Raw genomic sequence first — 16,102 nt, 5'->3', positions numbered from 1 at the left:
CAATAAGCACGTTTAGTTTAATGCCTTATCTACTTCTTGTTTAAAATTAGTATTGTGATTGCGTTGATCGAATCTATTAGCATAATCATAAGCCGTATCTTTAAAGTAAGTATATAAATCAGATAACTTATACACTCCTGACTCTTGATAATAAGGCAATAGTGGAGATAAGCTTAATGTTACCTCACCTTCTCCTTGCATCAACGGAGCCATTGCTTTAGCAAAGTTATAGATATGTATATCTTCAGCACCTAACTGCCACTCACAGATACGAGAGAAGAAGCTCCACATCTCAGGATGCTTTGTTTTTGCCATATAAGACACTAACTCTCCCATAGAGTATCCTACAGAACTATCGTATTGATCATGCGCATGATATTCTTCTAATGCTTTATCGAAGTAGATAGAAGCTCTATCATCACCCGCATCGTACAACTTATTAGCGAAACTACAGAAAGTCTGGAATGGCATTGAATAACACGTCAACTTCTTATTGATCAAGTCTTGCGCCTTTACTAATGATTCATCTATATGACCTAGATCCAATAAAGTCTCTACTTTAGTATCTAACTCACAAGCAGGACAGTTCGCCATATCGTCTAAGATCTCTTCATCTGCCAAGCGAATATACTCTTGTGCTAACTTATAATCTCTTAGATGCAATGCATATCCAGTCATTACATTATAATATGCTCTATCACTATATCCGTTCTTTGTAAGACGTCTTCTTAGGTCATCCCCTATTTCTTTAATTTGCTCTAAAGAAATAGAAGCATTGCGGTAAGCAGAACAAAACATCCACTTATATTCCCATAAGAACTCTGACTCGTCAAAATAATCTTCGTTAGAATCACTTGCATTAAGTATCCAGGCAAAAGCAGGAAAACTCTCCTCACACTTAGAGGTATTTCTCTCTTTTTGAATCAAAGTCAATCTTAAATCAAATCCCCAGTCTAAATCATTGTGCTTATCTGCAAGGGCAATAGCCTCTTTTAATGCCTTTACTTTATCACTAAAACTAGGTAACTCTTCTACCTTTAATAAGATCTTCTGTATTTCTAAATTATAATTCATAATTATACTTTTATTCCATTCATCATTTTTAACTCTTTGTACTCCTTAGAACAAAAATCTGAGCCATTGCGCGAGTCAAACTGTAGTCCTAATCTAGTCGCTATATTGTCATAATACTCGTATAACTGCGTTAAATCATACTTGCCGGTAGGCTCATAATATGATAACCTCGGAGAAAGGTCTAACGCTATCACGCCTCCTTGAGCACATATTAAAGCTGCATGTCTACTCAACATAAACTGCAAGTCATCTTCTGCATCTATCTCCCAATCAGCAATACGCTCAAAAGTAGACCACATTACACTATCTTTTAGTAAATACATAGCATACATCAAACGTGTCATACTGTATAGCATAGAACTGTTTACTTCCCTTAATGTTTCAAAAGAAGCCTTTGCTTTTTCTAAATAAATAGACGCTCTTACATCCTCAACCTTCGCCATACAATAAGCCATCGCACAATAGGTCTCAAAAGGCAAAGCAAAATCACTTAACTTCTTTAACTCTACTTGCTCCATTAACACGATTGCCTCATCAAACCTTCCCATTAAAACCAAATTCTCTATGCGATAATCATACTCCATTATCTCTATATTTTCATCGTCATAAGGTTCTTGCATCGCTAGTTTAATGTATTCTTCGCCTTTCGCATAATCACCTATATTCTGCACATACTCCGCCATAGTGAAGTAATATCCTCTTTTGCTGATATGGTTGCGCTCTAATCTTGCATACAGATCATCCGCTACTGCTAGAATCTGTTCTGTAGACAGTGAAGCATTACTATATGCAGAGCACAACATCCACTCATATTCTAACAAGAACTCTGACTCGTGAAAACGCTCAGGGTATCGATCACAGACATCTAGAATCCAAGCAAAAGCCAATACACTTTCTGTACATCCAGAAGTAGCGCGTTCTTCGTGTATTAAACTATAACGCAACTCTACGCCCCAGTCTAAATCATTGTGCTTATCTGCAATCTGAATACCTTGACGAATGAAACTTAAACACAGTTCTTGATCATCTAGATTTTCATCAATAGCCAATAACAGCTTTTGTATTTCTAACCGATACATACTTAAAATTTAGGTAAGAAATTAGACATTCCTAAGATCATAAACTGATATAGAGCATCGTTGAAGGTATCCATTTCTCTTTTATTAATAGTATACCCTCCTAGCATAAGAGCCTGTACATAAAGCACATTAATTAAAGCTTCAAACAACTCATCATCATCGATAAGCATTACTTTCTCTACCAACTCACTTTGTTGATTAAAACACAGTGTCGGCATTACTTCCTCTTTCTTTTTAAAATGCTGTAACGTACTTGCAAAAGGATTAGACGTTTGAGACAGACTCTGAATATTTTTAGAAGTCAAAGCGTCCTCATTAGCAATGTAAATTGCTGTCGTATCTTTTGGTTCAAATCTCTTCACCTCTGCTCTACAGAAATGTCTCTTTAATATCTTATTCGCTTTATCTATAAAGTGCTCTATACGCTTACTATCTTCTATTGCATCTTCGAATTCCTCTAGAATATCATTAGGCGCGATACGTTCTAGCTTTAACTCTGCATGAGAGCGTTTAAGCTTTTCTATCAGATCCGTCTCATAGCTATACGCTGCATTAATCACTAACTTATTCTGAGAACCAGCTATGCGACGTATTTGTCTATAATCATCTAGAGATGGAGTATAGTATATATTCTTATACGTCTCTTTAATCTCTCCGAAAGCCATCATTCCCTGATTAGTTTCAAAAGGAAGGTAATCTTCGAACATGGTCATAATCTCGTTATCAGATGCCGCCAATGCCTTAATAAACATATGGTGAATACTAATAATCTTCTCTAGAATCTCAGGATTAGTAATAGAAAGTGTCTTTAAGTAATCTTTAAAACACTCACTTAACTCCTTTTTAGACTCTTGTAAGACCGCATTATTCATTAATGACTCTCTAGAAGCCGTAGGTTGCAATGCATTCGAATTAAAAATACAACGCACAAAAGAAGTCCACTCAGGCAACAGATTAGTAGCCTGATCACATAAATACATCTTTTTCAGAAATATTTTATGCTCTTTAGTAGCAGTAGTATTCACCTTATTCGGGATAATATAAGCTACTCCTTGTATCTCACCTGCTTCAGAATATAGTCTAAACACGTCTAAGAACTTCGTCTTAAACACTTCCTTACCATAATCTAATAACTGTTCTTTTGAACTTCCGTTATCTAACCAAACAGGATTACCATCTAAGCATTGTTCTACCTCTCCTTTTTCGATTAGGTTCACTTCTATAGGTAATGCACTACCATAAAACAGCACATTCTGTTTCACCTCATCACGCTTAAACAGACTACGCCAAGCTTTCTTTGCATCTAAGATTACCTTAGTACCTACTTCATCTAATAGAGGGATCATCTCTACTTCATACATCCCGTCTGCCTTACCTGTCCATCTTACAGACTCGTCTTTATATAGCGAACGCGATTCTACAACAATAGCCTCACTCACAACTAAACATGATAACAACCCAATACCAAACTTACCGATTAAGTCTTTATCAGCTAGTTCTCCACGTTTAGAGCTTTGCCCGATAACAGACAAGAACTGATGTACATCATCTTGTGTAAGTCCTACTCCATTATCTTGAAAGATTAGACGATCTCCTTCAAAGGTGATATTGATCTTTCCCTTAAAGCTTTCATCGATGCCTTTTCGGACTGTCACCGCATCCATACCATTCTGTAGAAGTTCTCTGACGAATACTGTTGGAGAGCTATATATATGCTCTGACAACAGTTCTATCATTCCCTTCATATTCACTTGAAACTGAAATTGTTTCTGATTTTCCATTATCTTCTTCTTTTACGAGGACCTCCTACTATCTTCTGTGCATCTTCATTGCCATTCTCTGCAGCCTGTTGATACCATTCCATAGCAGAATCATCACTCTGAGGAACACCCTCTCCTTTTAAATAACAGTTAGCTAACTCGTACTGTGCCATATCAAAACCTGCTTCAGCAGCCTGAATCAAATAACTCACACCATATTCAGGGTCTTTCTCTGCACCATCCCCTTTCACTAACATTAACCCTACATAACTAGCAGCATCCATATTACCTCTATCAGCTACTTGCTTTAAGTAATGGAATGCTTCTACTAGATCTCTCTCAGTACCATTGCCATAGAAGTAACATAATCCCAGACGGAATATAGCAGAATCATACTGTCTATCAGCAGCCAATTTATAATAGTGGAATGCCTTAACCTCATCTATCTCTACTCCTAATCCGAATTGGTAACAAATACCAAGTCCTTCAGAGATATAGTTTCTCTCTTCTGCTGCGATATAGTATTCAAAGGCTTTGTCATACTCCTTCTCTTCACCATACCCATATAGATAATAATCCCCTAATGACAACATCCCTAGAGGAGAACCACTCTCTACTGATTTTTCAAACCATTCTTTACCTAGTTCTACATTTGTTTCTGCTAGATATCCATAAGAGTAATAAACTCCTACTTTATACTGTGCATAGTTAAACCCTGCCTCTGCACCAACTATCATGTATTCAAAAGCCTTTTCATAATCAGGCTCTCCACCGTTAATACCTTCTTCATAGAACAGAGCGATATCAACATTAGCGTCTACAAAACCTAACTCTAGTGCTTTAGAAAATAACTCAAATGATTTCTCTTGGTTCTCTTCACCTCCAGTACCATATCTATAACAGCGAGCTAAGTGATACACACCCTCTGCCATATCTTGTTCTGCAGCTAACTCGAAGTGAGCTCTTGCTTTAGCATAATCAGGTTCTCCTACACTACCTTCTTCATAGATAAACCCAAGACGAATAGCCGCATAAGTATACCCTTCATTCAGCGCATCCTCATATAAGCGAGCTGCCTCAGCGACATCCTGCTCTATACCTTCTCCTCTCTCTAATAGCATTGCTAATTCTACCTTACAGTAATTAGAGTTAAAGTATTCTATCCCTCTTTGGTAGTAGCTAACTGCTTTCTCTAGATTAGGTTCTCCAGCATACCCAAAACGGTGATAACGACCCGCTAATTCTAATCCTGATAAGTTATTTCGCTCAGCTGCTAACTCGAATAGATATAATGCCTTTTCATAATCTGCCTCTTCTTCAAAATCAGCATTCTGATACGCTAGTCCTAATCGATAAGGAGCATAGTCGTTACCTTCTGCCATAGCTTGCTCTAACATTGCTTTTCCTCCTTCTACATCGCGCTCTACCTCTTCGAAGTCTAATAAAACAAAACCTTTTTCAGACATTGCTCTATCGTATTTATACTCAACTCCTCTATCTAAGAACTCCATCCCTTTAGCGATATCTTTAAACTCTTCATTGTACAAGTAGATAATAGCTAGCTCTAGTGTAGCCTCACTAGAATAGTAAGCAATAGATTTCTTGAACATTTCAATACCTGCCTCTTGCTTAGCTTCTAGTCCTTCTGTTCTAGGATAGAAGTAAGAATACCCTAGTACATATCCTGCATGTGTGATACCATAGTCATAAGCATCCGCTAGTAACTCTCTACCTTGCTCTTCTGTATAGCCTAATTCTTCAAAACGACCATTACAAGCCATCATTCCTAACAAATACTTACAGTAAGCACTATTGTTTGCAATACCATCTTTTAAAGCAGCTTCAGCACTAACGTTATCATCTTCTCTTAGATAATAATCAGCTAAGATATAAAGCCCTCTTTTCTTCACATTGATTAGTTCAGAGAACTTCTCTACCACAGCTTTACCTTCTTCTCCTGAAGTACATCCTCTAAACTCAATGTTTAACAAAAACAGATTAGCGATATTTGCTCTCTCTCCATCTACAGCCGTTTTTAGAAGTGCTACTGCTCCCTCTTCATCTTTCTCATACCCTTGTGTACCATAATACATAGCATATCCTACATAACATTTACACAAGTCATCTCCTAATTCCACACCTTTCTTTAGATAGCCTACAGCTCTTTCTTCATCTCTAAATCCGTATCTAGAGTTAATGAATAATTCATATTGATACGCATAAGCATGTTTATATCCTCTATCTATAAATATGTCATTCAATGCCTTCACATCTGTAAACCAGTCTGCATAATCCTCATCACTAAGACTCATACTACTATGAAGACAGTTAGAGTCCTCATTCAGCTGATCATACAGCTTCTCCAGCACCTCATTATTCTTCCCTATTTGTTCAGCCAGCATACAGATTGCATGCGCTTTATACCACTCATGTGGATTGCTGTAATCATTCTTATTTAAAAACTCTTCAGCATGTGCTGTAATAGACACACTGTCATTTGCAAATTCTCTAACGTAATTTAAATATTCCATAGTAAACTGTTTCATAACTACCTTGTAAACAAGCTGATTTTTTTAGTTCTTTTTCATTTTATAGCAAATGTAGGAAAATGGCAATTAATACATGAAATAATAAATTCCTAAATCACACACATACCACCCTCAAACAGTTAATTAAAATACTACCAATATTTCAAAAAAACATGCTTTTTACTTAAAAATAACAGAAAAAAAAGAAAAAAAGGCTCTTTTAGAAAAACACTCACAAATAGTAGAAGAAGTTAGTTATAAAGTACACATACTGTAATTTAAAAACAGCTTACACCCACCCTATCAAAACATTAGCACCGTAATTAAGTCAACAAATAAGTAAATAAATCAAATAAAGAATATTCAAAAACCGTTCGACAAGCTTTCGAACTAACAATTTCCTTTTAAAGTGGAAGGCAAATAAATTATAATTTTAAATAACTATTATTTACTCTTGACGAAGAGACAAGAGAGGCTAACAAGCCTAACACAATAATAGATACTAATACAACGAAGATATTTACCCAGTTAAAAGCAACTGGATAAGCAAGTCCTTCTCGGATAGAAATAAACCCAAAAGCAACTTGTAACGAAACAACAATACCACCTAACACCAATCCTATCACACTCCCTAACACACAGATAATTAATCCTTGGAATAAAAATATCTTGCGCAGGTCACTCACAGGCACACCTATTTGGTTCAGCGTTTTAATATTAGGCTGTTTTTCAAGAATGATCATAATCATAGACCCTACTAATGTAAACAGAGCCATAATCACCACCAATACGAATATCAGATAAACAACTAGATTCTCCATATTCAACATACGGTACAATCCATCGTTTAGCTGTGTTTTATTTTTTACGATATACTCTTCACCGAGTACCTCCTTAATCTTCTGAATAGCTTTACCTTCAGATACTCCCTCAGCGATAGCCAGCTCTAGATTAGTCACCTCACTAGTAGGTATATTCAGTAGTGCACGTGCATTATCTATATCGACGAACACATACTTATTATCTAGATCATCGTTACCTAGTACATATACTCCTGTAGGATTTAAATGTCTTTTAATAAAAGCATCTTCAGGATTTTCGATAGTTCCTTTACCAGGTTTTAAAGCCAGCGCTTCAAAGGCATTCTCTGTATCGAACAGTCCCATAGATAGTAAGTGAGACATACCCACTCCTACTACAGCATCATGCGTATCTGGTTCTAACCAACTACCGTACTCTACCTTTTCGTCAAAGTCAGTCACATTAACGAAGTCCGAGTCAATCCCTTTAATCATAGAGACTGCCTGCTTATCCTTAAACGAAAACAACAAGCGATCCTCTACTACCTTAGCTACACCCTTAAAATAACCTGACTCTTCTAAATCCAGAATCTGTCTGTCCTCGACTACAAAGCTTTTACCCTTTGGGGTAAAAACTTTTAAATCTGGATCTAAATCATCAACGAAAGAAAGACTATACGCTTTTAACCCACTAAATACCGATAACACGATAAACATAGCCATAGCACTCACCACAATACCTACAGAAGATATTGTCGTAATAACATTAATTGCCTTGCTCTTACTTTTACTAAAGGCATAACGTTTCGCTATGTATAGGGAAAACTTCAATCTATTTTTTCTTTCTCTTTTCTAATAAGTCAGGATTAGCGATAGGGTTTTCATCACCCGTAAGCGCTTTGTCGATTTGATCGATATACTCTAAGCTATCATCCACATAGAACAGTAAGTCTGGCACCTTTCTCATTTGGTGTTTTACTCGCTGTGCTAATTCGTGTTTAATTAACGGAGCATTAGATTTTATCCCTTTTAGTAGCTCTTCACCTTTATCGATAGGGAAGATACTTAAGTACACTCTCGCTACTGATAAATCACTTGTTATATTCACTTTAGAAACCGAAATAACTAAGTTAGTTATCCCGTTCTTACGCACCTCACCTTGCAAGATATCCACGATATCTTTTTGCAATAAGGCTCCCATCTTCTTTTGTCTATTAGTTTCCATGATGCAAAAATACAATTTTTTGAATAGTAAACTTTTTTATCTTTGTTTATATAACCCAAAACACTAAGAAATGCGAAAAATAGAACACATCGGAATAGCTGTAAAAGACTTAGAAGCGTCTAATGCCTTATTCGAAAAACTATTCGGTGCTCCAGCTTATAAAGAAGAAGCTGTAGAAAGCGAAGGAGTAAAAACTTCTTTCTTTATGAATGGCCCTAATAAGATAGAGCTATTAGAAGCAACTAACCCTGATAGCCCTATCGCCAAATTCTTAGAAAAAAAAGGAGAAGGCATCCATCATATCGCTTTTGATGTCGAAGATATAGAAGCAGAGATGAAAAGATTAGCAGCAGAAGGATTCACATTATTAAACGAAATTCCTAAAAAAGGAGCTGATAATAAATTAGTTGCCTTTTTACACCCAAAAACAACCAATGGGGTGCTTATAGAATTATGTCAAGAAATTAAATAATTTCTTTTAAAACTCTTGCATGAACCAATAAAAAACCATAATATTGCACCCGTTAAACACGTTTTAACTGGTCCTATAACTCAGCTGGTTAGAGTAGCTGACTCATAATCAGCAAGTCCCTGGTTCGAGCCCAGGTGGGACCACCACGAAATTTTTCGCTCAAAATGAGCGGTCCTATAACTCAGTTGGTTAGAGTAACTGACTCATAATCAGTAAGTCCCTGGTTCGAGCCCAGGTGGGACCACTAAAATTTCAGAGAAGCATCTATTGTAAAATAGGTGCTTTTTTTTTGCCCTTTTTTCACCTTTTTTTTCATCAGTACAACAAAAGTACAACAATTTGTTTTACCCTATAAAGATAGTAAAGTTTTCATTTTCTTGCAGTTAGTTATATTTTTAGTACTTTTATTACTAACCAACAACAAGACACTATGAATACTATTATTGAAACTCCGTTTTTTTTCTTTCACCAGAAGCTTGAAAAGCTAAGCTCTGTAACTCTTTCCAAGAAGTTCACTTACATAATTGCCGCATTATTACCAATAATATCCCTGGTAACATCCACTTTTCAATTACCATATTTTTATAGTATATCTAAATGGTACATCCTTTTGCCTTTAACAGCATTGATTTACTCTATATTATTATTAAGTGCTGCAATTAATTTTGACAAAGGGCAGAACATATTTTTAATCAGTCACCTAAGTTTGATATATAAAGAATCTTTTAAATCATTTAAAAATTCTAAAGAGTATCTACTAATATCTCCTTCTAAAAAAACAATTACAATTAATATCACTACTCCTTCTAAAAAGAAACAGGAGCAAAAGAAAGACAATGTATTTGTTTTTAGCACAGCACATCAGGCTATCATTAAAGAAACTTTGTATGAATTAAAGAAAGAAGTTATTAATGATGACACAACAATGGAAGATTTTAAAAGAGTTATAGAATCTTGTATTAGTAAAAAAACAGATAATCCTGATTCTTCTATTAAGTTAGAACTTCAGTCTCAACATTGTGCCATGTTCTTAGAAGCTTTCTTTATACCATTTGTACATTTATTTACTTTACACAAAACCACACTAAAAGAAAGTTGTCGCTACTTTAAATATGCAACTGTAGAAGATTATTCAGCTATAAACTATGATTCAATAAATAAAAAGGGCAGAAAGTTAATTACAAATGCTCATAAAGAAACTTATGCTAAAATCTTAGAAAATGTAAAAAGTCAGTTATCTAAAAAACTGTCCTAAGACTAAAATTAAATGTCAGTTAACTGACAAACAACCATTTCAAGTAGCTTCATTGCAATAGTTTAGCGTCATAATTCAAAAAACATTTATTATGACAACGCTAAAAATCATTCAAGAGCTTAACGAGATCAAGCTAATGATTACTAAAGGTAATCAGTTTCAAAAAGAAATCTTTACTATTAAAGATTTGATGGCTTATACTGGCTTTTCAGACAGTACTATTCATAAGTTAACTTCTAAAAACTTAATCCCTCATCACAAACCTACCAATGGCACCTTATTCTTTGACCGCCTTGAGATAGTTGAGTGGATTAAACAATATAGAGTCTTTACCGACCAAGAAGTTCTATCACAATTTTCAAAACAGTTAAAAAAATAAAAGCATTGATAGCCCTACTATCAATGCTTAAATAACTATTTCTATAACAAAAGAAAACAGTAGTAAATATAACTACTTCTTTCTGAAAATTTTTTGATATGAATACAACTGCAACAGAATATATTCGAATAGGAACAGAGTACTATGCGATAAGAAAGAAGAACGTCAACGGTAAAGAAATCATTGTTGAACGTAAACTGTGGAGAAAGTCTGAAATCATCACTGACTTTGGAAAGGATATCATCAAAGAGTTACCTAAATTCTTTGGTTATAAATGTGAACCTAATCACATTCATTACACTCATTTTATAGGAGATTACTTTAATTCCTACTCTCCTATTCTATATAACATTGACACTACTTCTGAACTTTCATTAAATTCACTTAAAGAACAGATACCTATTACTTATTATTTTCTACAACACATCTTTGGAAATCAATATCTACTTGCAATAGATTATTTTAAAATTCTATTATTCTATCCAGAACAAATATTGCCAATTATAGTGCTTGTATCTAGGAATCGTGAAACAGGAAAAACCACATTTTTAAATTGGATAAAAGAAATCTTTGATAAAAATGCTGTTTTTGTAAAGGCAAATGCATTTACAGAAAAATTCAATAGTGAGATGGATAGTAAACTTCTCTTATTAATAGAAGAAGTAAAATCTGAGAACAAAGATATTGTTGAAGCAATCAAATACATTTCAACGGCTATGTATCAATCAATTGAATACAAAGGCCAAGAAAAAGTTGAGCAGAAGTCTTTTCTTAAGATTATCATGACAAGTAATCACGAGCATAATTTTCTAAAGATAGATAAAGAAGAAACAAGGTTTTGGGTTATTAAAGTCCCTCCGATAAGAAAGAGATCTACTGAATTTTTCACCAAACTCATTCAGGAGATTCCTATTTTCTTAAACTATCTCTATAGAGTTCCTTTCACGACTGAAAAGAAAACCCGAATGTGGTTTACTCCAGAGACTCTACACACAGAAGCCTTACATAAACTAAAACACGATGTAGATCTTCAAAACAAAAACCTGGTGCTTGATATACTTGATATTATTTTCAATGAATTTGATATGGATCAAATAGACACCACTCCTTCTGATATTAATGCTCTTCTGAATTATTATAACAGAGGTCATAATATCACAATGAGAGAGATACAAACAATACTTGAAAACATAGCTTTAGTTAGATCAACTAACTCAAATAATTATGAACGAGTCAAGATAGAGGATAGTACTTTAAAACGGACTATTCACAAGGGTAAATATTACAGGATTTCAAAAGAAACACTTTTAAATCAGATGACAGATGAAATAAATAACTAATAAACTATTTACCAATAACTTAAGTATTAATAAATCATAAACTGATTGTCATCTACGATTCATCTGCGCTCATCTAAAGAAAGTAATTCACTATTAGTACAATTATGATCAGATGATCAGATGACAACTAAATGACATACAGATATTACTTTAAACACTATAAATCAATAACATACAATTAAACAACCCAAATTATGAATATTCAAGAAGCAAAAAACATATCGATTATTTCTATTTTAGATAGCCTTGGTATAAAACCAACTAAAATCAATGATAAACAAGCCTGGTACCATTCTCCTTTTAGAGCAGAAAACACCCCTTCGTTTAGTGTTAGTGTAACTAAAAATGTATTCTATGACTTTGGTGATAGTACATATAAAGGAAATGTAATTGACTTTGTAATGCTATATTACAAATGTGATATAAAAGAAGCTCTAAAAATCTTAGCAAACAATTCTTTTTCTGTTCACCAGCAACTTTTTAATCCACAGGTTAATCAAGATGAGAAAGATTATGAGATTACAGCCATTAAACCTCTGAGAAATAAATACCTTATATATTACATCAAGCAAAGAGGCTTATGCATTAAAACAACTCAAAGGTATTGTAAGGAAATACATTATATCCTTAAAGATAAAGCTTATTATGCAATAGGCTTTCAAAATGAACTTGATGGAGTAGAACTCAGAAACAAATATGTTCAAATGTGCTTTGGCTCCAAGTATCCTACCTATATAAATAATGATTCATCTACCGTATTTTTATTTGAAGCCTTTATCGACTTTTTATCCTTTATAACTCTTAAACCTAATTTAGAACATAGGTTTGATTACATCATTTTAAACTCCGTTAACACTTTAGAAAGTACCCTTATTCAATCCTCGAACAAGTTTTTATATAAAACCTTAGACGATTCAGAAACATTTGAATCTAAATATAAAACCATAGTTGCTTGTTTTGACAATGATACTGCTGGAGATAAAGCAACTGAGAAATTAATTGCAGCATTTCCATTAATTACAAAAGATGCAAGAGCTAAATATAAAGATTACAAGGATGTCAATGATTATTTACTGAGTATTAACCGCGATAAACTGACGTGAGAATCATCGAGATGTGTCTTTGTCCTTACAAATTGAAAATTTGAACCGGAACAAAGACCACTCGTTTTTCTCCCGAAGGTCGCAAAATTGGTAAGACGATGAAAAGAGAACACAAGATAGAATTTAGAGTTACCCTTACTGAATCTCTGCTTATAAAAAACAAAGCAAATAAAATTGGTTGTAGCGTTTCTGAATATTTACGAAGTACTGCCCTGGGATATTCTGTAAGTTATAAACTAACTCAAGATGAAATTGAAACTTACAAACTACTAAACAAATTTGCTGATAACTTTAGAAGAATAGGTAACCTTTTTAAACTTGGAGATACCACTAAGGTAAAAGAATCCACCATTGAAACAGCAAACTTAATTAGAGCTCACCTTGAAAAACTAAAGTAATATGATAGCTAAAGCAAAAACATGTATTGGAGGAGCAGCACTTTTTAATTATGTAATTAATCCAAACAAAGGTTATGAACTTGCTAGAAACAATCTTTCGGGGGAAACTCCGAAAGATATGTATCAAACCATGCAGATTCTACAAAATCAAAACACTCGCTGTAAAAACAATACAATCTCCGTTGTTATATCTCCTACTATTGAAGATAGTAGAAAAATGACAGACCAAGATTTAGAAAATCTCGTAAAAGATTTTTTAGTTGGTTTAAAATTAAATCCCAAAGACGCGCAATACATCGCTTACTTACATACTGAAAAAGAGCACAAACACATTCACATTTTGATTAACCGTATTGATGAGAATGGAAAAGCACTAAAAGATAACTATATCGGATTTCAAGCACAGAGTATCGCTCACGAAATAGCCCTAAAATACAATTGGACTTCAATAAGACAAGAAAATCTAAATAGAAAAGAGCTTTTAAAAACTAATCAGAAACAGACAGCTGAAATAATAAAAAAGGCTCATTATTTTGTTTTAAAAGAGCGTCCTAAAAACTTAGATCAGTACATCAATATGATGCTAGCACATCAAATAGAAGTAAAACCAACTGTAAACAAACAAGGTAATATTCAAGGCTATAGATTTATTCATTTACCAACCAACACGAACCTAAAAGCAAGTGAGGTTGATCGGAATTTAAAACTGAATGAACTCTTTGAAAATAAGATACCAAAACCAAATAATGATTTATTTCATACTGTACTATATAAAGACCAAGACAAACAAATCTGTTTTGAAAATTGGAATACAAATACAGTAAGTCTATTTAGTTTTTTAAACGCTTATGGAAATTACTATGAGGATTATATGCCTGATATAACTAAAAAGAAAAAACGAAAACAAACACAAACATTAAATCTTTAACTATGGCAAAGAAACAACCTACACTCACAGAACTCACTGAGTTACTATTTCAGCAGGTAGTTCACTTGCAAGAAAAACTCAAGCAAAATATTACTCTGCAAACTCAGCTTTCAAACAGGATAAATAATATTGAAGTAAAAGTAAATGTGTCTGAATTACACAAAATTGAGTCAAATAATAGACAAAGATTACAAGATGATTTCACTGCATTTCAGTCCACACTTTATGATACTAAAGAAGACCTTTTAAAAGTATATAGGGCTATTAGTCATAAGAAGATGTTCTACATCATAGCCCTTAATATTTTTCTTTTACTCACAAGTGGTTTATCAATTTACGTTGCGATTAAAAAATCAATTCATTACTCTGATTATAATCAGTTAATAGAAAATAATAAGAAATCGAATCTTGAATTAATGTATCTGAATCAGTTCTTTAAAGAGAATCCAAAGAACTTTGAGGTATATAAAAAGTGGAAAATTTCTTCTGAAAATAACACAAAAAAGCCTTTATAGTACATTGATTTTTAGTTTTATTTTTTATTAATAATTACACAAAGTTAGGCAATGCCTCGCGGTTCGCTAGCAAGAAAACCCCCATAAATGCTTGACTAAAGTCTTCGCTTTATTGCGCCCGTTTCTTGCGCTTGCTAAGCCATTACCAACTGTGGCTCCATAATTAATTTAAAAATTTAATATTATGGAAACTACAGTTTTAAACAAAGATTGGCTTATCGCTTCAGAAGTAGAATTAATTTACAAATCAAAAGTAAAGGCTTCACAGAGACCTCAAATTACATCTTCTTATAGTGCATATCAAATAGCATTAAAGGCTTGGGATGGTAATAAGATTGAATTATTAGAACAGTTTAAAGTTCTTATGCTTTCTAACAACAATAAAGTACTTGGAGTATTAGAAGCTTCAACGGGAGGAATAACCGCAACAATAGTAGATTTAAGAATTATTTTCTCAGCTTTACTAAAGGCTAATGCTACAGCTTTTATAATTATTCACAATCATCCATCTGGAAAGTTAGATCCAAGTGATGCTGATAGACAAATTACAAGAAAAATAAAAGAAGCAAGTAAGATACTTGATATTAATCTTTTAGATCACTTAATTATAACCGAAGAGAGTTACTACTCCTTTGCAGACGAAGGCACCTTATAGGTGTCTTTGTTTTTTTATATATTCTTAATTACTCTAGTTTTCACTTTTGTATTTAACTCAAATGAATTTTACTTAGAAGCTAAAAATCCCCTTTATCAAATAACCATCAAATAAAAAAACAACTGATTTTAAGTAGTTTAACTTTTAAAACTAGGTTTGTATCAAATAACCATCAAATAAAAAAAGCTTGATTTTAAGCAATTTCAATTCTTAGTTAGAATCGGGCATTTCTAGAATTTCTTAAAACTATACTAATCAATACAAGAACCTAACAATAATTATGTTACCTTAAATAAAAACTATACCTCAAACCGAACAAGATACCCGCAAAATAAAGCAAATATAAAAAGGTATATAACCTTAGTGTATTACAAAAAAAGCTAAAAGAGCAAACAGTATATATATTTCTTTTTTAGGCCATTTAATTACACAATTTAAAAAAACGCCAAAAGTTCACTACTTTCATACAAATCAGTTTGACTACAAAAAACAGCACTTTTATGTAAGCAAAAAATATTGATTACAATTTTTGAAGGCTAACTAGTTTGATTACAAAAAACAGCACTTTTATGTAAGCAAAAAATATTGATT

The 16,102-nt window shown here is 33.4% G+C and carries 15 protein-coding genes and 2 tRNA genes; 11 read left to right on the top strand and 6 right to left on the bottom strand.

Features of this window, described 5'->3' with window-relative positions; translation table 11 throughout:
- Positions 1–12: 12 nt before the first annotated feature.
- From RT228_RS09055 to rbfA, 6 genes are all read right to left on the bottom strand, one after another.
- Complete coding sequence (locus tag RT228_RS09055) at positions 13–1,074, bottom strand: hypothetical protein (protein ID WP_313138592.1); 1,062 nt, start codon at positions 1,072–1,074, stop codon at positions 13–15.
- A gap of 2 nt (positions 1,075–1,076) precedes the next feature.
- A complete protein-coding gene (locus RT228_RS09050) occupies positions 1,077–2,153 on the bottom strand; it encodes a hypothetical protein (protein WP_313138591.1) in 1,077 nt (358 codons plus the stop codon).
- A 2-nt stretch (positions 2,154–2,155) separates the two neighbouring features.
- Positions 2,156–3,934, bottom strand: a complete 1,779-nt coding sequence (locus RT228_RS09045) for an HSP90 family protein (protein WP_313138590.1) — start codon at positions 3,932–3,934, stop codon at positions 2,156–2,158.
- A complete protein-coding gene (locus RT228_RS09040) occupies positions 3,934–6,459 on the bottom strand; it encodes a tetratricopeptide repeat protein (protein ID WP_313138589.1) in 2,526 nt (841 codons plus the stop codon). The genes RT228_RS09045 and RT228_RS09040 overlap by 1 nt, the downstream gene beginning before the upstream one ends.
- Positions 6,460–6,866: 407 nt before the next feature.
- Entirely contained in the window at positions 6,867–8,072 is a 1,206-nt protein-coding gene (locus RT228_RS09035; RefSeq protein ID WP_313138588.1) for an FtsX-like permease family protein, read from the bottom strand.
- A 1-nt stretch (position 8,073) separates the two neighbouring features.
- A complete protein-coding gene (gene rbfA, locus RT228_RS09030; protein ID WP_006257441.1) occupies positions 8,074–8,466 on the bottom strand; it encodes a 30S ribosome-binding factor RbfA in 393 nt (130 codons plus the stop codon).
- Positions 8,467–8,536: 70 nt separating this feature from the next.
- Here rbfA and mce point away from each other — a divergent pair, with 70 nt between their 5' ends.
- The 11 genes from mce to RT228_RS08975 all read left to right on the top strand — a co-directional run bounded on the left by mce (position 8,537) and on the right by RT228_RS08975 (position 15,511).
- Entirely contained in the window at positions 8,537–8,938 is a 402-nt protein-coding gene (gene mce / locus RT228_RS09025) for a methylmalonyl-CoA epimerase (RefSeq protein ID WP_006257444.1), read from the top strand.
- 69 nt (positions 8,939–9,007) lie between these two features.
- Positions 9,008–9,084: transfer RNA gene (locus RT228_RS09020), tRNA-Ile, on the top strand.
- A gap of 24 nt (positions 9,085–9,108) precedes the next feature.
- A tRNA-Ile gene (locus tag RT228_RS09015) sits at positions 9,109–9,182 on the top strand.
- Between the two features lie 186 nt (positions 9,183–9,368).
- Positions 9,369–10,193 (top strand): hypothetical protein, encoded by an 825-nt coding sequence (locus RT228_RS09010; protein WP_006260547.1) that lies wholly within the window; start codon positions 9,369–9,371, stop codon positions 10,191–10,193.
- 91 nt (positions 10,194–10,284) lie between these two features.
- Complete coding sequence (locus tag RT228_RS09005; protein WP_006260546.1) at positions 10,285–10,572, top strand: helix-turn-helix transcriptional regulator; 288 nt, start codon at positions 10,285–10,287, stop codon at positions 10,570–10,572.
- Positions 10,573–10,670: 98 nt separating this feature from the next.
- On the top strand, positions 10,671–11,912 hold the full coding sequence (locus tag RT228_RS09000) for a primase-helicase family protein (RefSeq protein ID WP_006260545.1): 1,242 nt from the start codon (positions 10,671–10,673) through the stop codon (positions 11,910–11,912).
- Between the two features lie 194 nt (positions 11,913–12,106).
- Entirely contained in the window at positions 12,107–13,015 is a 909-nt protein-coding gene (locus RT228_RS08995) for a toprim domain-containing protein (RefSeq protein WP_006260544.1), read from the top strand.
- 98 nt (positions 13,016–13,113) lie between these two features.
- The gene (locus RT228_RS08990) at positions 13,114–13,413 is read left to right on the top strand and encodes a plasmid mobilization protein (RefSeq protein WP_006260543.1); all 300 of its coding nucleotides are present in this window, start codon (positions 13,114–13,116) and stop codon (positions 13,411–13,413) included.
- A gap of 1 nt (position 13,414) precedes the next feature.
- Complete coding sequence (locus RT228_RS08985) at positions 13,415–14,341, top strand: relaxase/mobilization nuclease domain-containing protein (protein WP_006260542.1); 927 nt, start codon at positions 13,415–13,417, stop codon at positions 14,339–14,341.
- Positions 14,342–14,343: 2 nt separating this feature from the next.
- Positions 14,344–14,856 carry a hypothetical protein gene (locus RT228_RS08980; RefSeq protein WP_006260541.1) on the top strand — a complete coding sequence of 171 codons (513 nt, stop codon included), beginning with the start codon at positions 14,344–14,346 and terminating at the stop codon, positions 14,854–14,856.
- 184 nt (positions 14,857–15,040) lie between these two features.
- Positions 15,041–15,511 (top strand): JAB domain-containing protein, encoded by a 471-nt coding sequence (locus RT228_RS08975; RefSeq protein WP_006260540.1) that lies wholly within the window; start codon positions 15,041–15,043, stop codon positions 15,509–15,511.
- The last annotated feature ends 591 nt before the right edge of the window (positions 15,512–16,102 follow it).

This window comes from Myroides sp. (assembly GCF_032073645.1).
In the GTDB taxonomy this organism is placed as follows: Bacteria; Bacteroidota; Bacteroidia; order Flavobacteriales; family Flavobacteriaceae; genus Flavobacterium; species Flavobacterium odoratimimum.
The sequence above is the reverse complement of the archived record's forward strand: the minus strand, read 5'-3'. Positions and strand labels throughout refer to the sequence as shown.